The organism is Streptomyces sp. NPDC059906, assembly GCF_042730645.1.
GTDB lineage: Bacteria > Actinomycetota > Actinomycetes > Streptomycetales > Streptomycetaceae > Streptomyces > Streptomyces rubrogriseus.
The window spans coordinates 133,226-156,190 of record NZ_JBHWKU010000014.1; the positions used below are offsets into that span (position 1 = coordinate 133,226).

Annotated in this window: 23 protein-coding genes and 2 pseudogenes; 14 read left to right on the plus strand and 11 right to left on the minus strand. The window is 73.5% G+C overall.

What is annotated here, in order from left to right; translation table 11 throughout:
• Positions 1-161: 161 nt before the first annotated feature.
• From ACFV9J_RS22180 to ACFV9J_RS22205, 6 genes are all read left to right on the plus strand, one after another.
• On the plus strand, positions 162-953 hold the full coding sequence (locus ACFV9J_RS22180; RefSeq protein ID WP_385356542.1) for an ABC transporter ATP-binding protein: 792 nt from the start codon (positions 162-164) through the stop codon (positions 951-953).
• Positions 950-1,750, plus strand: a complete 801-nt coding sequence (locus ACFV9J_RS22185; RefSeq protein WP_385356543.1) for an ABC transporter ATP-binding protein — start codon at positions 950-952, stop codon at positions 1,748-1,750. The genes ACFV9J_RS22180 and ACFV9J_RS22185 overlap by 4 nt, the downstream gene beginning before the upstream one ends.
• The gene (locus tag ACFV9J_RS22190; protein ID WP_385356544.1) at positions 1,747-2,646 is read left to right on the plus strand and encodes a branched-chain amino acid ABC transporter permease; all 900 of its coding nucleotides are present in this window, start codon (positions 1,747-1,749) and stop codon (positions 2,644-2,646) included. Before ACFV9J_RS22185 ends, ACFV9J_RS22190 begins: the two co-directional genes overlap by 4 nt.
• Positions 2,639-3,841 carry a branched-chain amino acid ABC transporter permease gene (locus ACFV9J_RS22195; RefSeq protein WP_385356546.1) on the plus strand — a complete coding sequence of 401 codons (1,203 nt, stop codon included), beginning with the start codon at positions 2,639-2,641 and terminating at the stop codon, positions 3,839-3,841. The genes ACFV9J_RS22190 and ACFV9J_RS22195 overlap by 8 nt, the downstream gene beginning before the upstream one ends.
• Entirely contained in the window at positions 3,838-5,118 is a 1,281-nt protein-coding gene (locus ACFV9J_RS22200; RefSeq protein ID WP_385356547.1) for an ABC transporter substrate-binding protein, read from the plus strand. The genes ACFV9J_RS22195 and ACFV9J_RS22200 overlap by 4 nt, the downstream gene beginning before the upstream one ends.
• Before the next feature lie 147 nt (positions 5,119-5,265).
• Complete coding sequence (locus ACFV9J_RS22205; protein ID WP_385356548.1) at positions 5,266-6,084, plus strand: SAM-dependent methyltransferase; 819 nt, start codon at positions 5,266-5,268, stop codon at positions 6,082-6,084.
• Positions 6,085-6,137: 53 nt separating this feature from the next.
• Here the strand turns inward: ACFV9J_RS22205 and ACFV9J_RS22210 are convergent, their stop codons facing one another.
• Both ACFV9J_RS22210 and ACFV9J_RS22215 read right to left on the minus strand, forming a co-directional pair.
• Positions 6,138-7,058: a helix-turn-helix domain-containing protein gene (locus ACFV9J_RS22210; RefSeq protein ID WP_385356549.1), complete on the minus strand. Its 921-nt coding sequence runs from the start codon at positions 7,056-7,058 to the stop codon at positions 6,138-6,140.
• A gap of 125 nt (positions 7,059-7,183) precedes the next feature.
• The gene (locus tag ACFV9J_RS22215; protein ID WP_003978159.1) at positions 7,184-7,411 is read right to left on the minus strand and encodes a DUF397 domain-containing protein; all 228 of its coding nucleotides are present in this window, start codon (positions 7,409-7,411) and stop codon (positions 7,184-7,186) included.
• Positions 7,412-7,591: 180 nt separating this feature from the next.
• Here ACFV9J_RS22215 and ACFV9J_RS22220 point away from each other — a divergent pair, with 180 nt between their 5' ends.
• From ACFV9J_RS22220 to ACFV9J_RS22235, 4 genes are all read left to right on the plus strand, one after another.
• Positions 7,592-8,170 (plus strand): ATP-binding protein, encoded by a 579-nt coding sequence (locus tag ACFV9J_RS22220; RefSeq protein WP_385356551.1) that lies wholly within the window; start codon positions 7,592-7,594, stop codon positions 8,168-8,170.
• A gap of 28 nt (positions 8,171-8,198) precedes the next feature.
• Positions 8,199-8,744 carry a hypothetical protein gene (locus ACFV9J_RS22225; protein WP_385356553.1) on the plus strand — a complete coding sequence of 182 codons (546 nt, stop codon included), beginning with the start codon at positions 8,199-8,201 and terminating at the stop codon, positions 8,742-8,744.
• A 160-nt stretch (positions 8,745-8,904) separates the two neighbouring features.
• Complete coding sequence (locus tag ACFV9J_RS22230; protein WP_385356554.1) at positions 8,905-10,674, plus strand: ABC transporter ATP-binding protein; 1,770 nt, start codon at positions 8,905-8,907, stop codon at positions 10,672-10,674.
• Positions 10,675-10,864: 190 nt separating this feature from the next.
• Entirely contained in the window at positions 10,865-11,128 is a 264-nt protein-coding gene (locus tag ACFV9J_RS22235) for a DUF5133 domain-containing protein (RefSeq protein WP_356855999.1), read from the plus strand.
• On the opposite strand, the gene ACFV9J_RS22240 is transcribed toward ACFV9J_RS22235, so the two are convergent.
• Positions 11,114-12,112, minus strand: coding sequence for a GlxA family transcriptional regulator (locus ACFV9J_RS22240; protein WP_385356556.1), 999 nt, complete (start codon positions 12,110-12,112; stop codon positions 11,114-11,116). The genes ACFV9J_RS22235 and ACFV9J_RS22240 overlap by 15 nt on opposite strands.
• A gap of 192 nt (positions 12,113-12,304) precedes the next feature.
• On the opposite strand from ACFV9J_RS22240, the gene ACFV9J_RS22245 reads away from it, so the two are divergent.
• Positions 12,305-12,817: a hypothetical protein gene (locus ACFV9J_RS22245; RefSeq protein WP_385356558.1), complete on the plus strand. Its 513-nt coding sequence runs from the start codon at positions 12,305-12,307 to the stop codon at positions 12,815-12,817.
• A gap of 108 nt (positions 12,818-12,925) precedes the next feature.
• On the plus strand, positions 12,926-13,141 hold the full coding sequence (locus ACFV9J_RS22250; RefSeq protein ID WP_052841157.1) for a hypothetical protein: 216 nt from the start codon (positions 12,926-12,928) through the stop codon (positions 13,139-13,141).
• A gap of 15 nt (positions 13,142-13,156) precedes the next feature.
• Here the strand turns inward: ACFV9J_RS22250 and tgmB are convergent, their stop codons facing one another.
• The 3 genes from tgmB to ACFV9J_RS22265 form a co-directional block, all read right to left on the minus strand.
• Positions 13,157-14,143 carry an ATP-grasp ribosomal peptide maturase gene (tgmB, locus tag ACFV9J_RS22255; RefSeq protein ID WP_385356559.1) on the minus strand — a complete coding sequence of 329 codons (987 nt, stop codon included), beginning with the start codon at positions 14,141-14,143 and terminating at the stop codon, positions 13,157-13,159.
• A gap of 16 nt (positions 14,144-14,159) precedes the next feature.
• The gene (gene tgmA, locus ACFV9J_RS22260; protein WP_003978169.1) at positions 14,160-14,351 is read right to left on the minus strand and encodes a putative ATP-grasp-modified RiPP; all 192 of its coding nucleotides are present in this window, start codon (positions 14,349-14,351) and stop codon (positions 14,160-14,162) included.
• Positions 14,352-14,470: 119 nt separating this feature from the next.
• Entirely contained in the window at positions 14,471-14,791 is a 321-nt protein-coding gene (locus tag ACFV9J_RS22265) for a YkvA family protein (protein WP_385356561.1), read from the minus strand.
• A gap of 204 nt (positions 14,792-14,995) precedes the next feature.
• Here ACFV9J_RS22265 and ACFV9J_RS22270 point away from each other — a divergent pair, with 204 nt between their 5' ends.
• Positions 14,996-16,450 carry a hypothetical protein gene (locus ACFV9J_RS22270; protein ID WP_385356563.1) on the plus strand — a complete coding sequence of 485 codons (1,455 nt, stop codon included), beginning with the start codon at positions 14,996-14,998 and terminating at the stop codon, positions 16,448-16,450.
• 72 nt (positions 16,451-16,522) lie between these two features.
• Here the strand turns inward: ACFV9J_RS22270 and ACFV9J_RS22275 are convergent, their stop codons facing one another.
• The 4 genes from ACFV9J_RS22275 to ACFV9J_RS22290 form a co-directional block, all read right to left on the minus strand.
• On the minus strand, positions 16,523-18,652 hold the full coding sequence (locus ACFV9J_RS22275; RefSeq protein WP_385356564.1) for a xanthine dehydrogenase family protein molybdopterin-binding subunit: 2,130 nt from the start codon (positions 18,650-18,652) through the stop codon (positions 16,523-16,525).
• Positions 18,653-18,680: 28 nt separating this feature from the next.
• Positions 18,681-19,673 carry a xanthine dehydrogenase family protein subunit M gene (locus ACFV9J_RS22280; RefSeq protein ID WP_361002477.1) on the minus strand — a complete coding sequence of 331 codons (993 nt, stop codon included), beginning with the start codon at positions 19,671-19,673 and terminating at the stop codon, positions 18,681-18,683.
• A complete protein-coding gene (locus ACFV9J_RS22285) occupies positions 19,670-20,233 on the minus strand; it encodes a 2Fe-2S iron-sulfur cluster-binding protein (protein WP_385356565.1) in 564 nt (187 codons plus the stop codon). Before ACFV9J_RS22285 ends, ACFV9J_RS22280 begins: the two co-directional genes overlap by 4 nt.
• A gap of 125 nt (positions 20,234-20,358) precedes the next feature.
• Positions 20,359-21,531: a hypothetical protein gene (locus ACFV9J_RS22290; protein ID WP_385356566.1), complete on the minus strand. Its 1,173-nt coding sequence runs from the start codon at positions 21,529-21,531 to the stop codon at positions 20,359-20,361.
• 104 nt (positions 21,532-21,635) lie between these two features.
• Here ACFV9J_RS22290 and ACFV9J_RS22295 point away from each other — a divergent pair.
• Positions 21,636-22,432 (plus strand): annotated as a pseudogene (locus tag ACFV9J_RS22295) (SDR family NAD(P)-dependent oxidoreductase).
• A 68-nt stretch (positions 22,433-22,500) separates the two neighbouring features.
• Here ACFV9J_RS22295 and ACFV9J_RS22300 read toward each other — a convergent pair.
• Positions 22,501-22,802 (minus strand): annotated as a pseudogene (locus ACFV9J_RS22300) (YihY/virulence factor BrkB family protein); the annotation flags it as partial.
• Between the last annotated feature and the right edge of the window lie 163 nt (positions 22,803-22,965).

Sequence of the window (22,965 nt, forward strand, 5' to 3'; positions counted from 1 at the left end):
CGGGCCGTGCTGCTGGGCATCCGCACAGACTCGGCGCCCGTGGACTGGGACCCCGCAGCGACCCTGCCCGACCACCCTGTACGGCCCCCTGGGTCCGTGCTGTCGTGAGCTCCCCCTTCACCCGTCACCGTGCCGTTCCGGCCCGGTCCCAAGGAGCCGCGATGCCCGCAGCACCACCGGACGGCGCGCCCGCGCTGCACGTCGAGAGCCTCGACGTCACGTACGGGCGCGCACTGTCCGCCCTCCGCTCCGTGTCCCTGACCGTCCCGCACGGCGCCGTCGTCGCGCTGCTCGGAGCCAACGGCGCCGGCAAGACGACGCTGCTGCGGGCCGTCTCGGGCACCCTGCGCCTGCACCGCGGCGCGATCACGGCCGGAAGCGTCCGCTACGGCGGCACGGTCCTGGACGGCCGGGACCCGGTCGCCGCCGTACGCGCCGGAGTCGTCCAGGTGCCCGAGGGCAGGCGGGTCTTCGCCGGACTCACCGTCGACGAGAACCTGCGGGCCGGCGGGCTCGGCCTGAACCGTCGCGCCCCCGCCCAGGTCCGCGAGGCCAGGGAGCGCGTCTTCACCCTGTTCCCGAGGCTCGCCGAGCGCACCCGCCAGGCCGCGGGTCTGCTGTCCGGCGGGGAGCAGCAGATGCTCGCCATCGGCCGGGCCCTGATGGCCGCGCCCCGCCTGCTCCTGCTCGACGAGCCCTCGCTCGGGCTCGCCCCGATGATGGTCGACCGCATCGCCGAGGTCGTCCGCGAGATCAACGCCCAGGGCACCGCCGTCCTCCTCGTCGAACAGAACGCCGGCATGGCCCTGTCGCTCGCCGAGCACGCCCACGTCCTGGAGGTCGGCGAGATCCGGCTGTCCGGCGCCGCCGCCGACCTCGCGCGGACGGATGCCGTACGCCGCCTCTACCTGGGCGAGAGCACCGACGGCGCCGACGGGAAGGGGGCCGCGTGACCGCCCCCGCCGCCGCACCGCCCGCCCTCGACGTACGCGGCGTGACCGTGCGCTTCGCCGGTCTCCTCGCCCTCGACGACGTCTCCTTCACCGTCGCCCCCGGCACCGTGCACGCCGTCATCGGCCCCAACGGCGCCGGCAAGTCCACCTGCTTCAACGTCCTGTCGGGCCTGTACCGGCCCACCGCGGGCACCGTACGGCTCGGCGCCGCCGAACTGACCCGGCTCGCCCCGCACCGGATCGCCGCCCTGGGCGTCGCCCGCACCTTCCAGAACATCGTCACCACCCAGGGCACCGTCGCCGACAACCTGATGCTCGGCCGGCACGCCCTGTCCCGCGCCGGTTTCACCGCCAGCGCCCTGCGCCTGCCGCGCGCCCGGCGCGAACAGCGCGCCCACCTCGCCAAGGCCCGCGAGATCGCCCGACTCACCGGCCTCGGCGCCCACTTCGACTCACCCGTCGCGCTGCTGTCGTACGGCGACCGCAAACGCGTGGAACTCGCCCGCGCCCTGTGTCTGGAGCCCCGTGTCCTGCTGCTCGACGAACCCGTGGCCGGCATGAACGCCGCCGAACGCACCCGCATGACCGAGGTCGTCCGGGAGGTCCGCGCCGAACTCGGCCTGTCCGTCGTGCTGGTCGAGCACGACATGGGCCTGGTCATGCGGCTCGCCGACGAGGTCACCGTCCTCGACTTCGGCCGGGCCGTCGCCCATGGCACCCCCGATCAGGTCCGCCGCGATCCCGAGGTGCTCCGCGCCTACCTCGGCACCGCCACCACGGGGGAGGACGCGGCATGACCGGCTTCCTGGACAGTCTGCTGGGCGGTCTCGCCCTGGGCTCCGTCTACGCCCTGATCGCCCTCGGCTTCGTGACCATCTTCAAGGCCTCCGGCGTCCTGAGCTTCACCCACGGCTCCCTGCTGCTGCTCGGCGGGTACCTCGTCGCCGTCCTCCACGACGACCTCGGCTTCGCCGGAGCACTCGCCGTCGCGGTGCTCGTGACGGCGGCCGTGGCCGGGGCCCTGGACCGGCTGGTGCTGCAACGCGTCGGCGGGAGGGACCCGCACGCCGCCCACGTCCAGACCATCGTCACCATCGGCGTCGACATCGTCCTGGTCACCGACCTCGCCCGGCGCATCGGCGGCGACCTGCTGCCGCTCGGCGACCCCTGGGGCTCCGCCGTGACCGACCTCGGTCCGGTGACCGTCGCCGACAGCCGCATCGCCGCGATCCTGGTGTCCGCCGTCGCCATCGCTGGCGCCTTCGCCCTCTTCCGGTACACCCCCTGGGGCCTGTCGCTGCGCGCGGCGGCCGAGGACCGGGAGGCCGCCGCCCTCATGGGCGTACGGCTCACCCGCGTACGCACCGCCGCCTGGTGCCTGGCCGGGGCCCTCGCCGCCCTCGCCGCCGTCTTCCTGGTCGCCTTCCCGGCACCCGGTCTCGAACGCACCACCGGGCAGATCGCGCTGAAGGCCTTCCCGGCCGCCATCCTCGGCGGCATGACCTCGCCGGTCGGCGCCCTGGTCGGCAGCATGCTGATCGGCCTCACCGAGGCGTTCGTCGCCGGTTACCAGTCCGACCTGCACGTCCTCGGCGAGGGCTTCGGCGACGTCGCCCCGTACGCCGTGATGGTGCTGGTCCTGCTGGTGCGTCCCGCCGGACTCTTCGCGGCGAAGGGAGCGGCCCGTGTCTGACCCGCGACCCCTCCTCCTCAGGCGCGGCCCGCTGCTGCTGACCGCACTGCTCCTGTGCGCCCCGCCCTTCTACCTCGACGCCTTCTGGCTGCGCATCGGCCTGTTCTCCATGGCCGCGGCCATCGGCGCCGTCGGACTCGGCCTGCTCAGCGGCACCGCCGGGCAACTCTCCCTCGGACACGCCTTCTTCCTGGCCGTCGGCGCCTACGGCTACGTCTGGCTGGCGGGCGAGCCCGGTCCCGGGCTGCCGCCCGCAGTCGCCGCCGTCCTCGCCGTCCTGCTCGCCGGGGCCGCGGGCGGGCTGTTCAGCCCCGTCGCCGGACGCGTGAAGGGCATCTACCTCGGCGTCGCCACCCTCGCCCTGGTCTTCCTCGGCCACCACGTCCTGCTCACCGCGGACTCCGTCACCGGCGGCTTCAACGGCCGCTCCGTGCCGCCGCTGGAACTGGGCGGCTTCGCCTTCGCCGAGTCCGGCCCCGAACTCACCGTCCTGGGCGTGCCGTTCGGCGCCGAGGAACGGCTCTGGTACCTGGGTCTCGCCCTGTTCGCCGTCACCTGGTTCACCGCGCGCGGACTGCTGCGCGGACGGCCCGGACGCGCCCTGGCGGCAGTGCGCGACAGCGAGACCGCGGCGGCCGTGATGGGCGTGCACGTGGCCCGGTACCGCTCGGCCGCCTTCGTCGTCTCCTCGATGTACGCGGGTCTCGCCGGCGTCCTGCTCGCGCTCTCCTTCCGCCGCGTGGTGCCCGACTACTTCTCCCTCGCCCTCTCCGTCGACTACCTCGCCATGATCGTCATCGGCGGCCTCGGCTCGGTGGCCGGAGCCACCGCGGGAGCCGTCTTCGTCACCGCGCTGCCCCTGCTGATGACCCGCTACGCCGACCAGCTGCCCCTGGTCGCGGCGCCCGGTTCCGGCGGCGGCTCGATCGGCCCGACCGAGGCGTCCCGCTACCTCTACGGCGCGGCCATCGTCGTGATCCTCCTCTACGCCCCCGACGGCCTGCACGGACTGGCCCGCCGCATCCGCGCCCGCCTGCGCCGCCGCCCACCGGTCACCGGCCCACCCGGCACCGGACCCTCGTCCGGACCCGACCGGACCGACCCCGACCCCGACGCCCCTTCCGGCACCACCGGCACTACAGGCACCACCGGCACCGACGACACCTCCGCACGAGCCAAGGAGCACACCCCGTGAACGTCAAGCACCCCAGGCCCCGCACCACCCGGACCGCCGCCCTGGCCGCGGCCCTGGCCGCCGTGCTGCTCGCGGGCACCGCCTGCAGCTCCAAGGCGGACGGCGGGAGCACCGACGACGCCGCCGACGGCGTCAAGTCCGGCCCCGGAGTCAGCGACAAGACCATCAGACTCGGCGCGCTGACCGACCTCACCGGCCCCTACGCCACCCTCGGCAAGAGCATCGTGCAGGCCCAGCAGATGTGGGCCGACGAGACCAACGCCGCGGGCGGCATCTGCGGACGCGAGGTCGAGATCGTCGTCAAGGACCACGGCTACGACGTGCAGAAGGCGGTCACCGCCTACGCCGACATCGCCCCCGACGTCGTCGCCCTGCCCCAGGTCATCGGCTCCCCGGTGGTCGCCGCCCTGCTCGACGACATCGAGCGCGACCACATGCTGACCTTCCCGCAGGCCTGGGCGGCCAGCCTGCTCGGCCGGGACTCCGTCCAGGTCCTCGGCACCACCTACGACCTCGACATGATCGCCGCCGTCGACTTCCTCACCCGTACCAAGAAGCTCACCGAGGGCGACACGATCGGCCACGTCTATTTCGAGGGCGACTACGGCGCCAACGCGCTGGAAGGCTCCGAGTGGGCCGCCGAACAGGCGGGGATGAAGGTCGCGGGGCAGAAGATCAAAGCCACGGACACCGACCTGACCGCGCAGGTGTCCGCGCTGAGCAAGGCCGGGGTGAAGGCGATCCTGATCAGCGCGGGCCCCGCCCAGACCGCCTCCCTGGCCGGCGTGGCCGCCGCCCGCGGTCTGAAGGTGCCGATCGTCAGCAGCGCGCCCGGCTACGCGCCGCAGCTGCTGAAGACGCCCGCGGCGGCGGCGCTGGAAGCCATGGTGCACGTGGTGAGTGCCGCCCCGGCGGTCAGCTCCGACCTGCCGGGCGTCAAGAAGATGGTCGCCTCCTACCAGAAGGCGTACCCGGGCGAGCCGGTCGACTCCGGGGTGCTCTCCGGCTACAACGCCGCCCAGCTGATCGGCGCCGACCTGAAGAAGGCCTGCGAGGGCGGCAGCCTCACCCGGCAGGACGTGGTCAAGGCGCACCGCTCGCAGAAGAACGCCGACACCGGCCTCGGCACCCCGCAGAACTTCACCTACGTCACCGCGCCGGCCAGCCGGTCGACGTACGTGCTGAAGCCCGACGCCAAGGCGCTCGGCGGTCTGGTCGGCGTGGAGGAGGCCCACAAGGCGCCCGGAGTCGACGCCTACCTGGCCGGACGCGGCTGAACCGATCGAGTGGCCGTCAACTGGACTGATTGACAAGCTATTTGACGGCCACTCGATCCGGCCTCTGGTTTGGCTGACCACTAGGTCTTTAAGATGTACTGTCTGTCATGCCAGTCCAGTTGGCGCCCGTACGGAGCTGGGGGAACGATGCAAGCCGACAAGCAGCTGTCCACGGAGATCGACGCCAACGTGCCAACAGCGGCACGTATGTACGACTTCTACCTGGGCGGCAAGGACAACTACGCGGCCGACCGGGCCGCCGTCGGCGAACTCGACAAGGTCGTCCCCAGTACGCGCCGACTGGCGCTGAACAACCGGCGCTTCCTCCAGCGGGTCGTCCGCATCCTCGTCGAGGACTACGGCATCCGCCAGTTCCTCGACCACGGCTCCGGCCTGCCCACGCAGGACAACGTGCACCAGGTCGCCCAGCGCGTCGCCCCCGACTCCCGCGTCGTCTACGTCGACAACGACCCGATGGTGCTGGTCCACGGCCGGGCGCTGCTCGACCAGAACGACCAGACCGCCGTCATCCACGCCGACATGCGGGCGACGGAGGAGATCTTCTCCCACCCGGACACCCAGCGCCTGATCGACTTCTCGCAGCCGGTCGCCGTGCTGTTCAACTCGGTGTTCCACTGCATCCCGGACAGCGACACGGACGGCCCCCGGGCGGTCGTCCGCCGGGTGACCGAGCACCTCGCGCCCGGCAGCTTCGCGGTGATGTGCCAGCTGGTCAGCGAGGACGCCGAGGTACGGAAGTTCGTCACGGACTTCATGGACCAGGCGACGCAGGGCCACTGGGGCCGGGTGCGCGAGCCCAAGGACGTCGAGGCACTCTTCGACGGCATGGACATCCTGGATCCGGGGCTCGTGGAGGTCTCCACCTGGCGCCCGGACACCGAGGTGGCGCCGCGCCAGCTCACCGACGAGTGGATCGAGTTCGGCGGACTGGGCCGTCTGCGCTGACCGCGGACGGACCGGTCACCCCCCCCGCCTTCGTCGTCCGTGCCGTGCTGCCGCTACTTGTCGGAGTAGCGCGCTACCATCGTCTCGCGCAGCCGCTCCAGTGACTCGCGCGGAGTGAGCGCCTCGTCGGCCAGCCGGTCCAGCGCGACCCGGTACTCCTCGGTCTCGTCCTGGTCCTCCAGGAAGTTGGCGCTCCTGATGTGCTCCAGGTAGACCACGTCCGGCAGGCTGCTGCCACCGAAACGCAGATAGGTGACGGGGATCGCGGGCGCCGACGCGTTCGTCACGTCCAGCGGCACGATCTGCAGCGTCACATGGGGCAGCTTCGCCATCGCGGCGAGGTGGGCGAGCTGCTCGCGCATGATCTCGCGGCTGCCCAGCACACGCAGCAGCACGGACTCGTCGATGATCGCCCACAGCTGCGGCGCGTCCCTGCGGTCCAGCAACTGGGTCCGGCGCTTGCGCAGTTCGACCCGGCGTCCGACCTCGTTCCCGGGTGCGTTCGGCAGGCCGCGCCTGACCACGGCATCGGTGTAGGCCTCGGTCTGCAGCAGACCGGGGACGTACTGGATCTCGAAGGTACGGATGGTCGCCGCGGCCTCCTGGAGGCCGACCAGGCGGTCGAACCACTCGGGCATCAGGCGCTTGTCGTACCGCTGCCACCAGCCCGGTTCGCCCGCCCGTTGCAACAGCTTGAGCAGTACCGAGGCCTCGTACGGATCGGTGCCGTACCGCTCCAGCAGCGCCCGGACGTCGGTCTCCGTGGGAGGCCTGCGGCCCTTGCCCGACTCGATGCGCGAGAGCTTCGCGGCGCTGAAGCCGAGCGCGCGTGCGGCCTGGTCCTGGGAGAGGTCGGCATCCTCGCGGAAACCCGCCAGCTGCACGCCGACGAGCATCTTCAGCAGGGTCGGAGCAGGCTCGGCCCGATCCAGATAGGGTTCGAGACGGGAGATGCGATGCGGCGCGGCGGACATCCTGACTCCCAGCAGACCGGCAGACTTGAAGGAAAGACTATCTCATCCCTCCGGGGCCCGCCGCATCCGCCTGCGGAAATCGGGTAGTTGGGCTCCGCTTCCGGGGCCGCCGCGCCGCCCGCGCCCTAGACCAGGTGGTCGAACTCGCCGTCCTTCGCCCCCGCCAGGAACGCCGCCACCTCGGCCGGTGTGTAGACGAGCGCGGGGCCGTCGGGATCCCGGGAGTTGCGCATCGCGATGCCTCCGTCCACGAGGGCGACCTCGACGCAGTTGCCCTCGGCGTTGCTGTGCCGACTCTTCTTCCAGCAGGCGTCCAACAAGCTGGCCTGCACTCCGTTGCGCACTGGTGGCACCGCGGTCTCCTTGCTGTTCGGGGGAGCGGACCGAGTCGTACCGGTCCCCGAGCGCCCCCATCCGACTTTTTTCGCGCAATTTCTCGTGCAATTGCACGCGAGCGCTCTAACCGTGGATAATAGCCGTGGCGTCAACCCCTCGGTCGACGCCTTGTTCTGACGTCGCATCAGGGAGATGCTGTGCCGTCACCTGCGCATCCAACGCTCCGGTCGCCCGGCGAACCCGTGTCGGAGGCAGGCGCGACGACCCGCTCCGGAGGGCTCCCGTACCCGGTGCGAGCCACCGTCGGCCGGGCCGACCCGCCGTCGTCCGCCCCGTACACGAGCCGTCCCGCCCTCGGCGGCCGCCCGACCGCCGCCGTACTGCGCGTCGCGTGCAGCGGGGAGGGGTTCGCCCGGGCCCGGGTCTTCACGCGGGACACCCTGCGCGGGTGGTCGCTCGACCACCTCGGTGACGACGCGGTCCTCGTGATCACCGAACTCGTCTCCAACGCACTGACGCATGCGGTGCCGCCGTCGGCGGCCGACGGGCCGGAGATCAGGCTCGGACTCGCCCTGGGCTCCGGCCGGCTGACGCTGACCGTCTCCGATCCGGGGGACGACGCGCCCCGCTTCGACCCGTCCGACGGCTCCGCACTCCGGGAGCACGGACGCGGCCTGTGCATCGTCGACGCCCTCGCCGAGGAGTGGGGCTGGACCCCGCGCCCTCCGGCCGGCAAGACGGTATGGGCCGCGTTGTCGACCCGCCCCCTCACCTGACCCGACTGCCGCGGAAGGGCCCCACACCATGCGCAGCGCTCCGACACCCGAGCCGAGCATCCGGCGCACCGACCGTCAGACGCCGCCCGGCTCCCCCCGTACCACCACCCTGCTCGCGGGCCTGGACGGCGTGCCCTGGAGCGACATCCAGGACTCCACCGGCTCGGCCGCGGCCATTCCGCGGCTGCTGCGCAAGGTCGCCCGGGGCGACGCCGAAACCGCCCGTGCCGCCCTCGGCGACCTGCGCAGGCGCATCTGCCAGTACGGCTTCGTCGTCGAGCAGGCGACCGCCGCGACCGTGCCCTTCCTGTGGGAGCTGGCGCAGCGGCCCCAGGTGAGCTGCCGGGCGCAGATCATCCAGCTGCTCAAGAACATCGCCGACGCCCGGCAGTGGGAGACCACCGCCACCGCCTACCCCAAGCTGCTCAATCACCGTGAGAACCCGGTGGCCTGGGAGCGCGCGGCGCGGCAGGCCGTCCGCGCCCGGCGGGACGGACTGGAGCGGCTGCTGGCGGAGGACGACACCGAGATCATGCGCGCCACCAGCGAACTCGCCCGCACCCTCGGGGACTGAGACCGGCACCCTGCACGGACCGGGACCCGCGCCCTCCACGGGGGAGAAGGCGCGGGTCCCTCCCAAGGCGCGGAACGGTGTGGCGTGCCCCCGGCCGACAGGGTAGGAAAGCGCGGGAAGCAAGCGCTTGCCCCACTCGGTCACCAGGAGGACCACGCCGATGGCGTCGTCGATGGAAAAGCCGCTCGATCACCGCTACCGGGGCGAACACCCGATACGCACGCTCGTCTACCTGTTCCGCGCCGACCGCCGCCGACTGGCCGGCGCGGTCGCCGTCTTCACCGTCAAGCACAGCCCGATCTGGCTGCTGCCCCTCGTCACCGCCGCCATCGTCGACACCGTGGTCCAGCACGGTCCGATCACCGACCTGTGGGCCGGCACCGGGCTCATCATGTTCATCCTGGTGGTCAACTACCCGCTGCACCTGCTCTACGTCCGCCTGCTGTACGGCAGCGTGCGCCGCATGGGCACCGCCCTGCGGTCCGCGCTGTGCACGCGCATGCAGCAGCTCTCCATCGGCTACCACTCGCGGGTCAGCGCGGGCGTGCTGCAGGCCAAGGTGGTCCGGGACGTGGAGACGGTGGAGCAGATGGTGCAGCAGACCGCCGAGACCGGGCTCGGCGCGTTCACCGTGCTCACCGGCGGCCTCGTCATCATCGGCGTGCGCACCCCGGAGTTCCTGCCCGTCTTCCTCGTCGTGGTCCCCGCGGCCTCCCTCCTCGTGGCCCGCCTCCGCGCCCGGCTGCGCACCCACAACGAACGCTTCCGCCACGAGGTGGAGACCCTGTCCTCGCGGGTCACGGAGATGACCCGGCTCATCCCGGTCACCCGCGCCCACGGCCTGGAGGGCAAGGCGCTGCGCCGCATGGACGGCACCCTGGACCGGCTGCTGACCTCCGGGATGCGCCTGGACCTGGTCAACGGCCGCTTCGGCTCGCTGTCCTGGGTCGTGCTCAACGTGGTCGGCGTCCTGGTGCTCGCGGGCGCCGCGCTGATCTCGTACTACGACGTCTGGGGCGTCACCGCGGGTGACGTCGTCATGCTCAGCGCCTTCCTGACCACTCTCACCAACTCCACGACGACGCTGGCGGGTCTGGCCCCCGTCATCACCAAGGGCCTGGAGTCCGTCCGCTCGGTCGGCGAGGTGCTGCAGGCCCCCGAACTGGAGGACAACGAGGGCAAGAAGGAGCTGACCGCACTGCGCGGAGCCGTCGCCTTCGAGGGCGTCGGGCACCTCTACGACAGCGACGGACGGCCCGCCGTCAGCGACTTCACGCTCTCCGTCGAGCCCGGCGAGACCATCGCGCTGGTCGGCGCGTCCGGCGCCGGCAAGTCCACCGTCCTCAACCTGGTGATCGGCTTCCTGCGGCCGACCTCGGGGCGGCTGCTGCTCGACGGCAACGACATGAACACCCTCGACCTGCGCACGTACCGGCGGTTCGTCTCGGTGGTGCCGCAGGAGTCCATCCTGTTCGACGGCACGATCCGGGAGAACGTCGCCTACGGCATGGACGAGGCCGACGAGGAGACGGTGCGCGGCGCCCTGCGCGACGCCAACGCCCTGGAGTTCGTCGACCGGTTGCCGCGGGGCCTGGACACCCTGGTCGGGGAACACGGGGCCCGGCTGTCCGGCGGGCAGCGCCAGCGGCTGGCCATCGCCCGCGCCCTGATCAGGGACCCCCGGGTGCTGGTCCTCGACGAGGCCACCTCGGCGCTGGACACCCGCTCGGAGGCGCTCGTCCAGCAGGCGCTGGCCCGGCTGCTGCGCGGGCGCACCACCTTCGTCGTGGCGCACCGGCTGTCGACCGTGCGGGGCGCGGACCGGATCGTGGTGATGGGCGAGGGCCGCATCCAGGAGATCGGCACGCACGAGGAACTGCTGGCCGGGGGAGGGGCGTACACCGCACTCCACAGCGGTCAGGTCGCCTGAGCGCGTCCGGGTCCCGCCCCCGGGCCCGTGCGCAGGGGCGGCCGCCGCGCGCCTTTGGGCAGGTGGTGGAAAGGGAGCGGGCCGGGCGGTGAACGCCCGGATCCGGTCAATCGCGGGCGGGAGCGGGCGCGGTGCGATTGTGACGGCCGGGGCCGGGCATACGCAGCGAAAGTCGAGAGAGGGGCGCTTCGTGCTCGAACCGGACCCGAAGGTCGTCAGGGAGTTGCTGACGCGGTACGCAACGCTGCGGATCGCTCAGGCCGAGCGGCCGCGGCCCGCGGTGACGCGGGAACTGACGGACGTCAGTTACACACTGTGCGTGATGCTGGCGACGACCAGTGTCCACGACGCCGTGGCGAAGGCGGACGCACTGCTGCTCGCCAAGGGGCGCGCGACACCGGAGGCGTGCCCGGCGGACGTCGACGGGGAGAGCGGCCTGTCACTGGCCGTGTGACACCCCGAGCGGGACCTCGGAGCCGTCCGGCGACGCGGAGGTCTTCGCCCGGAAGGCGGCGCGATAGGCGTAGGGCGTGGTGCCCACCACCCGGCGGAACCGCTCGCGGAAGGCCGTGGGAGAGCCGAAACCCGCCTGCCGGGCGATCCGTTCGACCGGCTGGTCCCCGTTCTCCAGCAGGTACTGGGCGCGCCGCACCCGGGCCCGCAGCAGCCACTGCAGGGGAGTGGTGCCCGTCTGCTCGCGGAACCGGCGGCTGAAGGTGCGCTCGCTCATGCCCGCACGCGCCGCCATCGCCCCGAGGGTCATCTCCCCGGCCAGATGGTCCTCGATCCACCGGAGCACCGGCTCCAACTCCGAACCCCTGGGCACCGGCGGATGCTCGTGCACGATGAACTGGGCCTGCCCGCCCTCCCGTTCCAGGGGCACGACACACATGCGGGCGGCGTGCGCGGCCACGGCCGACCCCAGGTCCCGGCGGATCATGTGCAGGCACATGTCCAGACCGGCGGCCGCGCCCGCCGAGGTGAGGATCTGCCCGTTGTCCACGTAGAGGACGTCCGGACGTACGTCCACCCGCGGGTGACGGCGGGCCAGTTCCGCGGCCGCCATCCAGTGGGTGGTGGCCCGCAGCCCGTCCAGCAGCCCGGCCTGGGCGAGCACGAAGGCGCCCACGCACACCGACGCGATCCGCGTCCCCGCGCCCGCCGCCCGGCGCAGCGCGTCGAGGACGCGGTCGGACGGCGGGCCGGACTCCTCGGAGCGACCCGGCACGATGATCGTGTCCGCGGTCTCCAGCGCTTCCAGGCCCCGTTCGATCCGGAGGGTGAGTCCCTCGGTGCGCACCTCGGCCGACTCCGCGCACAGGCTCACCCGGTAGGGACTGCGGCCGTCGGGCAGCCGTGTCCAGTCGAAGGTCTGCATGGGCGCCGCCATGTCGAACGGCACCACGTCGTCGAGGACCAGGATCGCGACCGAGTGCATGCGGATCAGCTTAGGCGGGTTCCCGCCGGCCGCAGAAGCCCAGGTGGATCCCGGGTGCTGCTCGCCGCCGCCTGGTGGAGGCACTGGCGAGATCCCGTCGGAAGCTGTCGTTTCGGCCTCTGGGCGAGTGCTCGCCGTCTTCCTACCGTGGTCCTCGATCACCGCATCGCCCGATCCCCCGGAGCCCGTCCCATGACCAAGATCCTGTTGTCCCTGCACGTCCTGGCGGCCATCGTCGCCGTCGGACCGGTCACCGTCGCGGCCAGCATGTTCCCGGCCGCCGCCCGGCGGGTGCCGGTGGCGGCGACCGTCGGGGGAGCGGACGGGACGGCAGCCGGGGACGTGGGGGGCGCCGGGGATGCCGGGGACGTCGGCACCGTCCGGCTGCTGCACCGCATCTGCCGGGTCTACGCCGGTCTGGGCATCGCGGTGCCGGTCCTCGGCTTCGCCACCGCCGCCGCGATGGGCGTGCTGTCGGACGCCTGGCTCGTGGCGTCCATCACCCTCACGGCCGTCGCCGCGGGACTCCTGGCCGCCTTCGTCCTGCCGCGCCAGGAGGAACTGCTGGCGGAACTGGCCGACGGGCGGCCGGTCGAACGGGCCCGCACGGCCCGGCTCGCCATGTTCACCGGCGTGTTCAACCTGCTGTGGGCGACCGTGACCGTCCTCATGATCGTGCGGCCCGGCTCCACGACCGGTGCCTGAGCGGTCGTTCACATCCTGGCGGAATGCGCACCACCGCGTGAACGGGCGCCTAGACTGCTCAGTCGCGCCTCCGTGCGGGGGCGGACGACACGAAAGGCACGTTGACGGGTGTTCCAGGATTCCCCCATCTACGACAGACTCGTCGCCGAACGCGGTGACGTCCCCGAGCAGGTGCGGCGGGACGCCGAGCGTGTGAGCAGGGAACTGGAGGTGGTCATGCGTCCGCTGCGCGCCCCCGGGCACCTGCCCGGCGCCGAGCGCCGGCCGTCCCCCGGCGCCGGCTGGCAGCGCACCGCCCTGCTGCCCGGCCCGCGCCCGCACTGACGGCCGCGCCCCGCCTCACCCGACCGCGGCCGCGTCGGGACCGCCCGGGTCCACCGCGTCCGCGGCGCCGGGCCGGGCCAGCCAGTCGGCGATGGTGCGGGCGATCGGCTGGCCGGTGTCCACCTCGACGAAGCCGAACTGCCCGGACTGGTTGCACTCGAGGAACCACCAGGTGCCGTCGCCGTCCTCGGCGAAGTCGAGGGCGCCGTAGGCCAGTCCGGCCGCCCGGAGGTAGGCGCGGACCGCCTCGGCGACCCGCGGGGGCACCTCGGCCGGCCGCCACGGCTCGCCCGACCCGGCGAAGCGGACGTCCACCTCGTCGGGGTCCAGGCTCGCGAGTGCCGTCTTGCGGGCGGCCAGCAGCTCCTCGCCGACGACGGTCAGCCGGATGTCGGCCCGCTTGGCGACCCGGCGTTGCAGCAGAGTCGGGCCGTGCGCGACGGCGGAGAAGTCGGCCTCGGGCGGAACCCGGCTGGTCGGCACCGCCAGCGGCGGATCCTGCGGGTGGGCGCCCGAGACGGGCTTGACCACCAGATCCGGATAGCGCTCGGCGAACTCGCGCGCCGCCCGCGGAAACGTCGTGATCAGCGTCGCCGGCACGGGCAGCCCGCACCGCTGGGCGAGACGCAGCTGCCAGGGCTTGTACCTGGCCCGGTGCGCGGCGTCCGGCTGGTTCATCCAGCGGGCCCCCGAGCCGCGCAGCATGCCGTACAGCGCCTGACCGGCCTCCTCGGTCAGCCACGCGGACGGCTCGGCGGCCCGGGTGGCCGCGCCCCCCGGCCTGCGCACCCAGACCGACCGCAGCCCCCCGATGCTCACCAGGCGGCCCCCCGAGGACAGATGGCCCCGGAAGGAGCCGTGCACGAACTCGCCGGAGAGCGCGACGGAGTCGGTGAGGTCGGCGGGGTCCAGCCGGACCACCGGTACCCCCGACGCGTTCAGGTGCACCACCACCATGTCGGCGGTGACGTCCTCTTCACTGGTCAGGATCAACACGGTCATTCTCGACGACCCGTGTTCAGTCGTCGAAGTGAGTCTTCGACCCCGCGGTGGAGGTCGTGGTCCCCAGTTCTCTCAGCAGCGCGTGGTCGCAGGCGGCCACCCGCCCGTCGAGGAGCACGTTCAACTGCAGCCCGGAGTCGTAGACGTACGGAGTGGTGGCTTCCAACTCCACTGCCGGCCGTGCGTAGTTGAGCGCGAACGGTTGCATCGTCTCTCCCTAGTCGGTGCTGCGCCGATCAGAAGACGGTCCCTTTGCGCCGTCATCTGGTCCGCCGACTTCCTTCGGCTTCCAGAGACTTATACGAATCGAACGGGTGATTGGTTTCCTTACGCTGCGTAATCACCGGGCGGGCCGGTGGTCCGCCGCCGTTCCGCGGGGCCGTGCCGGCCGCCGGTCGCGCCGCGCGCGGACCGCAGGGCGAGGAGCAGTACGCCGATGTCGTCCAGGTAGACCGGATCGGGCAACAGGTCGGCCGGGAGGACCAAGTAGAGGACCGCCCCCCAGAACACCCAGCGGGGACCCGTCGGAAGCCCCGCCCGCCTGAGGTCCCGTCGGGTGCGGACCAGGCGCACCAGGACGGCGACCGCCGCCGCGAGGACGAGCGTCGCGAGCAGCACCGCCACGACGATCACTGTGGTCGTATCCACGGGCCCCTCCCTGGGCGCGCGGTGCGCGCCTCCCTACCCGGATGCCCGCCGGCGGCGCCCGCAAGACCGCGGGACGGGTTCTCTCATCCCTGTGGCCCACCCGGAGTGGCACGGCGCGGTGGACCTGCCTAGTAATGGCACCACACAGCGCGAGTCGCATGTCGGGGACGCAGGGCGGCCGCACCCCCACCACACGGAGAGATCATGACCACCGGCTCTTCATCACCCCGCTCGCCCGAGTACGCCATATCCGCCCTGGACCTGCCCACCGGGGAGACGACCACGACCACCGGCACGGCGCGACCGCCGGGCGCGGATCCCGGGGCACGGCCCTCTTCCGGCCGGCCCTCGCCCGAGCAGGAGAGCGACATCTGGGACGTCGACTTCGACGACGCCGACCTCCCCGAACTGGAGCCCGACCCCGACCTCCCCGCTCCCGACGGCCCCGGCCCCCGCGCGCTCGATGCCGACGCCGGCCCGGCCCCTGCCGCCGGCGCGGACGCCGACGCCGACGCCGACGCGGCCCACGGGTACGGCGATCCCGTCGGCGACCTCGTGCGCGCCGCCGTGGCCGACCGGCCGCTGGAGGAGGTCGTCGACCTGATCACGACGCTGGAGCGGTCGCCCCAGTACGCACAGGCCACGGTCGACGCGCTCCGCGCGGTCGGCGTGAACCGGTCCGTCGAGGACGTGACCCGGCTGGTCGGCCTGCTGACCCGGCCGCCGCGCCAGTCCGACAGCGCGGACGAGGCGATCCGGGCCGCCGCGGAGTGCCGCTCCGTGGAGGACGTGACCCGGCTGATGGCGCTGCTGCACCGCACGCCCCTGGAACCGCACTGCGGTCAGGCGGCCGTGCGCGCCGCCGCCACCGGCCGGCCCGTGGAGGAACTGGTCGAACTGATCGGCCGGCTCGCCGAGAGCGGCCACCTGCGCCCGGAGCGTCCCGACGCCCGGCGGCTGCGGGCGGACCGGGACGCGGCCGACGAGGACGACGGGGGCGAGCTCGCGCCCCGGTCGGCGGGGCTCGGCGGCACGGCCGCCAAGGCGGACCGCCGCGGCCGTGAACGCCGCAGGCCGCCACGCCCGTTCCGCCGGGGACGCGACCGTGGCGAGACCCGCGCCGCGCGCGACCGCGACCGGGCCCGTACCGCGCGCGACCGCGACCGGGCCCGGGCGGTGCGCGACCGGGACAAGGCCCGGGCGGTGCGCGACCGCGCGGCACGACGGGCCGCCCGCGGTCCGGCCTGGCCGGCCTGGCTCACCGTCGCGGTCCTGGCCGGGTGCGGCGTCGCCTACTTCCCGCTGCACCGCGGCGACGCCTCCGCACCGGCCTACGGGGTGGCGCTCGGCCTGTCGGCGCTCTGCCTGGTGCTCGCCCTGCTGCTGACCGTGCGCCCGGCCGTGCCGATGCTCGCCGCCGCGGTGGTGGGACCGGCGGCGCTGGCCGCGGCCAAGCTCTACGGCAGCGCCACCCCCTCGGCACGGGTGGCCCCGGTCACGGACCTCACGCTGGCACCGGTCTGGGTCGCGGTCGCCGTGGCCGTGGCGGCCTCACTCGTCGCGCTCACGGCGCTGTGCGTGCGGGTGGCCTCGCAGGACTCCGCCCGCCGCCGGCCGGCCCGCCCGGTGCCGGTGTCCAGCCGCACCGCCGCGGACTGACCGCCGCCGCTCGACCCCCGCACCGCGTGGTCCGCGCCGGACGGTGAACCGGCGCGGACCACGCGTGCGTCGTCAGACGCCCAGCATGCCCGCGGGGTGCTCGTGTGCGAGCAGCGCGGTGAGCACCCGGTCAGGAGTGAGCGGCAGCTCCCGGAAGCGGATGCCGGTGGCGTGGTGGACGGCGTTGCCGACGGCCGCCGCCGAGCCCACGATCCCGATCTCGCCGATCCCCTTGCTGCCCATGGGGTTGAGGTGGTCGTCCTCCTCCTCGACCCAGTGCGCCTCCAGGTCGGTGACGTCGGCGTGCGCGGGGACGTGATAGGCCGCCAGGTCACGCTGCACGAAGTCGCCGAACACCGGATCCATCGTGCTGTCCTCGGTCAGCGCCATACCGAGCCCCATCGTCATGCCCCCGATGAACTGGGAACGGGCCGTGCGCGCGTTGAGGATGCGACCCGCGGCGAAGACACCCAGCAGCCGCGTCACCCGAACCTCACCGGAGACGGTGTCCACGCCCACCTCGGCGAAATGGGCGCCGAACGCGTGCCGGGCGAAGGGGCTTTCGGCGTCCGCCGTCCCGGAGGTGTCGGCCTCGGCCGCGATCCCCTCGTCCGGCAGCCGCCCCGAGTGCTCCGCCAGCCGGCCGTTCAGCCGCACGCACGCCTCGTGGACGGCCGACCCCCAGGACGCGGTGCCCGAGGAACCACCGGCCATCGGGGCGAACCCGATGCCGCTGTCGGCGACGTCGACCCGCACCCGGTCCAGCGGGGTGCCGAGGGCGTCGGCCGCGATCTGCGCGAGCACCGTCCGGGCACCCGTGCCGATGTCGGTGGCGTTGACCCGTACCAGGAAACCGCCGTCGGGCAGGGCACGCGCCGAGGCGACGCACGGGGAGACCAGCACCGGATAGGTGGCCGAGGCCACGCCGCTGCCGATCAGCAGGGGCCCCGCCTCGCGGGACCGGGGCCGGGGGTCGCGGCCCTCCCAGCCGAAGCGCCGGGCGCCCTCGCGCAGACACTCCACCAGATGCCTGCTGCTGAAGGGCTTTCCGCTGTCCGGCTCGCTCTCCGGTTCGTTGCGGATCCTCAGCTCCACCGGGTCGACGCCCAGCTCGGCGGCCAGCTCGTCCATGGCGGACTCCAGGGCGTACATGCCGGGGCACTCGCCCGGGGCGCGCATCCACGACGGCGTGGGAACGTCCAGCGCCGCCACCCGGTGGGCCGTGCGCAGGGCGGGCGTGCCGTACATGACGCGGGCGGGGACCGCGGCCTGCTCCACGAACTCCTTCACCCGGGAGGTGTGCGTCGTCACCTCGTGCACCAGCGAGGTGAGCCGGCCGCCGGCGTCCGCGCCCAGCCGCAGCCGGTGCAGGGTCGGCGCCCGGTGTCCGACGACGGCGGGCAGGTAGCGGCGCGGCAGTGCGACGGTGACCGGCCGCCCGGTCTCCCGCGCCGCCATCGCCGCCAGCACCACCTCGGGCCGCGGGGTGCCCTTCGAGCCGAAACCGCCGCCCACGTGCTCCGCGCGCACCGTGATCCGTTCCTCGGGCAGGGCGAACAGGCGCGCCAGCTCCCCCCGCACCGCCGAGGTGCCCTGGCTGGAGGAGTGCACCGTCAGCCGCTCGCCGTCCCAGTGCGCCGTACTGGTGTGCGGCTCCATGGGGTGGTTGTGCAGCGGCGGCACCGTGTACGCGACGTCCACCCGGGTCGCCGAGGCGGCGAAGGCACCGTCCGGGTCGCCGTGCCCGGTGACGGCCGGGAAGCCGCCGTTGGCGGAATCCGGGACGTAGGCCCCGGAGTGCGAGGCGGTGAGTGTCACGTCGTGGGGCTCGGTCTCGTAGGTGATCCGGACGGCGGCGGCACCGGCCCGGGCCGCCTCCAGCGACTCGGCCACCACCAGGCCCACGAACCAGCCCCGGTGCGGGACGTGCGGGCCCTGCAGCACGGCCAGCGTCGGGTCGTCGGGAGCGCCGAGCCGGGGCGCGTTCTCGTGGGTGAGCACGGCGAGTACGCCGGGCAGCGCGAGCGCGGCCGCGGTGTCGACGCCGGTCACCCGGCCCCGTACGACCGTCGCCGGTATCGGCCAGGCCTGGGCGCGGCCCGGCTGCGGGTACTCGGCGGCGTACCGGGCGGTGCCGGTGACCTTCTCCCGCCCCTCCCGGCGCTCGACGGGAGCGCCCAGGACGGCATCGGTGGCGGTCATGGAGTCCTCCTCGTGGACGCCTCGGTCCTCAGGTCGTGGCGGGCGGCGCGAGCCGGCCCAGTACGTCCAGGGCCAGCCGGCGGGCCAGCGGCACCTTGTAGGCGTTGTCCCGCAGCGGTTCCGCCGCGGCCAGCTCCAGGTCGAGGGCGTGCTCGAACGCCGCCGTCGTGGGGGCCGCGCCCAGCAGCGCGTCCTCGGCCCGCCGGGCCCGCCAGGGCCGGTGCGCCAGCGCCCCGAAGGCGATCCCGGCCCGCTCCACCACCCCGTCCGCGAGGTGCAGCACGACGGCGACGGAGGCCAGCGCGAAGGCGTACGACGCCCGGTCGCGTGCCTTGCGGTACGCCGAGGGCAGCCCGGCCGTGCCGGCGGGCAGGACCACGCCGGTGATCAGCTCGCCGGGGTGGATCTCCGTGTCCCGCTCCGGATGCAGCCCGGGCAGCCGGTGGAAGTCGGCGGCGGGCACGCTGCGGGTCCCCTCGGGGCCGTGCAGCTCGACGCGCGCGTCGAGGGCGGCCAGCGCCACCGCCATGTCCGAGGGGTGGGTGGCGATGCACTGGTCGGAGTGACCGAGGACCGCGTGGTCCCGGTGCACGCCCTCCAGCGCGCCGCAGCCGGTGCCGGGCTCCCGCTTGTTGCAGGGTTTCGACACGTCCTGGAAGTAGGGGCAGCGGGTGCGCTGCAGCAGGTTGCCGCCGGTGGTGGCGGCGTTGCGCAACTGCCCGGAGGCGCCGGCCAGCAGCGCCTGGGACAGCGCCGGGTAGCGGTCGCGGACGGCGGGGTGGGCCGCCAGGTCGCTGTTGCGGACCATCGCCCCCGCCCGCACTCCGCCGTCGGGCAGCTCCTCCACGGTGTCCAGCGGCAGCCGGGTGACGTCGACGAGCGCGGCGGGCGTCTCCACCCCGAGCTTCATCAGGTCGACGAGGTTGGTGCCGCCGCCGAGGTAGCGGGCGCCGGGGTGCGCCGCGAAGGCCTCGGTGGCCTCCTCGACGCTGCCCGCACGAACGTAGGCGAAGGGCTTCACGGGATCACGTCCTCGACGGCGTCGGCGATGCGCGGATAGGCACCGCAGCGGCACAGGTTGCCGCTCAGCCGCTCCCGGATCTCCTCCCGGCCCAGCGCGACGGGCTCTCCGGAGGGCACCGCCGGGTCGGTGACGTGCGAAGGGTGCCCGGCCGCGGCCTCGGCGAGCGCGCCGACCGCGGAGCAGATCTGGCCCGGGGTGCAGTAGCCGCACTGGAAGGCGTCGCGGTCCAGAAAGGCCCGCTGGACCGGGTGCAGCTCCTCGCCGTCCCCGGCGAGACCCTCGACGGTGGTGATCTCACAGCCGTCCAGGGCGACCGCGAACAGCAGGCAGCTGTTGACGCGCCGCCCGTCGACCAGGACGGTGCAGGCGCCGCACTGGCCGTGGTCGCAGCCCTTCTTGGCGCCCGCGAGTTCGAGGTCCTCCCGCAGGAGGTCCAGCAGGACGCGTCGGTGATCGACGGTGAGGGTGTGCGGTTTGCCGTTGACCCGGAGCGTGGTCTGGGAACGGGAGGACTCCGGTGGGCGGGAAGCGGGGGCGCTGTCGTGCTGGCTGTCCATGGCGTCGGTGACCTTCCGGGACGGGCCGGTGCTCCTGTGCCGTCCGCGTATCCACCTCCCGCCGGATGACACGTGAGGGTGCCCTCACCCCGGCGGCGGCCCGTCGTGCGCAGCCACGTCAGTCGTCAGTCGTCGGTCGCCGGGCTCCCGGGAGGCTCCGTGGTACCGCGGTCGGCGGCGTCCGGGCGGGGCGTCCGGGCGGAGCCCCTGAACCGCTCCAGCGTGCGGGTCAGACCCCGCAGGGGAGAGGCCGACGGAGCCGGGGACGGCGGTGGTCCGGCCGGTGCCCCCGCGGCGGACTCCCGGTACACGGCGAGGGCCTCGGCCGCGCGTTCCGCCGCCTCCCGGTAGAGGTCACGGGACTGGGTCATGGCCTCGAGCGCCTCGGCGTACATCGCCACCAGCTTGCGCTCCCTCTCCAGCTCCTCCTCCAGGGTCAGCAGCCGCCAGTCCTCCCGCAGCGAGGCGAGGGCCGCCACCGCGTCGTCGGGCAGCGGCCTGGGCAGCGCGGCGAAGGACGTCACCGCCGCGATCAGCGCCGTGGGCTCGGAGCCGTCCAGGAACACGGTGCGCACGGAGAAGTCACCGGCGGCGTAGTCGGCCGGGGCCGGTGTACCGGGCAGCACCACGGCGCCGCCGCGCGGCACCTGGACCCCGAAGTCCTCCAGGGCCCAGTTCACCACCCGCAACTGCTGCGGCGCGGCGCGGTGCTCGACCACCCGGTGCCGCAGACCGGGTGGCAGCCGCTGAGCCAGCGGCACCCGGCCGCGGTGATCCGGGGTCATAGCCTCGTGCACCACCACGTGGATGTTCCACGGGCTGCGCCCCGCCTCCTTGAGCAGCCGGCGCACGGCCTTGTCGTCGTCGGGCAGGGTGTTGATGCCGCGCAGGCGCAGCCCCGTGGCGGCGTCCCGGTCCCAGGTGACGTCCGGGTCGTCCGGCCAGAACACGGTGGCGGGGGAGGGCCAGGCGAGGTCCCAGGCCTCCTCGGCCTCCGCGAGCAGCGTCCACTCCTGCCCGCCCGCCGACGCGGGCTCCAGGATCAGTCTGGCCCGCACGGTGACGGCCCCGGGGGCCTTCCAGCGCGCCTCGAGAACGCGGGGGCCGGGGGTCCCGGCGGCCGAGGGCTCGGCCGCCGGCTCGTCGGGCGGTTCCAGGAAGTCGTCGACGACGTGGTCGTCCTTGAGCCGCTGCAGCCGGTGCCGGACGGTGTCCTCGGCCGCGGAGCCGACATGGCGGCCGCGAGCGGCCCACAGCGTGGGCGGATGCGTGGGGCGGGCGGTGGAAGAGGTCGGCATGGGTCCATCGGGCAGCAGGGGCACGGACGTAGCAAGTATCGTCGCCGCAGGTCAACCGAGAGCACCGGGGGTCCGCCGACCGGGCGTGCCGGGGCGGGCGCGCGGTGCGGCCGACCGGGTCGCGGGTGCGTCGTGGGCGAGGGTGGGCAGGAGCAACCCGACCGACCGTACGGCAGGACAAGGAGCGACCTGATGGACCTCGACCTCGGCGGACGCACCGTGGCGCCGGCCGCCTGGAGGAGAGCGCCGACACGCTGCGGGCCGAGGTCCCGGACGGCACGTTCGTGCCGGTGGCGGCCGACCTCGGTACCGAGGAGGGCGCCGAGCGGGCCCTGGAGACGCTGCCGGACGTGGACATCCTCGTGAACAACCTCGGCGTCTTCGGCGCCGCACCCGCGCTGGAGATCAGCGACGCCGAGTGGCGCCGCTACTTCGAGATCAACGTCCTCGCGGGCGTCAGGCTGACGCGCGCCCATCTCCCCCGGATGAGGGACCGCGGCTGGGGCCGCGGGTGCTGTACATCGCGAGCGACTCGGCCGTCGTGATCCCGGCCGAGATGATCCACTACGGAGTCTCCAAGACGGCCCTGCTCGGCGTCGGCCGCGGCTTCGCCAAGGAGGCCGCGGGCAGCGGTGTCACGGTGAACTGCGTCATCGCGGGCCCCACCCGCACCGAGGGCGTCGAGGACTTCGTGTACCAGCTGGTCGACCGCGACCTGCCCTGGGACGAGGCACAGCGCGTCTTCATGCGCGAACACCGCCCGCAGTCCCTGCTCCAGCGGCTGATCGAGCCGGAGGAGATCGCCAACCTGGTGGTGTACCTCAGCTCCCCGCTCGCCTCCGCCACCACGGGCGCGGCCGTCCGGGTCGACGGCGGATACGTCGACTCGATCCTGCCGTAGCGTTCCCGGCGTCCGTGGCGTCCCTGGCGTCACTCGTCCGAGGCCGCGCGCCGCCGGTCCGCCTCGTCCTACGCCCGGGTGTCGCGCGGTTCGACGTAGGGCTCCTCCTCGGGCGGGCGGCCACCGTCGATGACCCGCTGCCTGGCCGGCTCGGCGTCGAACTCCAGGCCGAGCAGAATGGCCAGGTTCGTCACCCACAGCCACACCAGGAAGATGATGACGCCGGCCAGGGTGCCGTACGCCTTGTTGTAGGAGCCGAAGTTGGCCACGTAGAAGGCGACCAGGCTGCCTGGCGAGACCGTTTGAAGCCCTTGACACGGGCGTTCGGCGCCGCCCGGTACAGGATCGCGCTCATGAAGGTGACGAGCAGGCCCGGTCGGTCAGCTCGTCGTCCTTGAACTCGGCGAACACGCGCCGCAACAGCGCCGACCAGGAACGGCCGGGCACGCTCGTCCGCCGTCCCCCGGAACGGGCCGAACAGCGCAGTATGCCGGTCCGCGCGCACGTTCCTCTGGAAAATGCCAAAGCGCTCA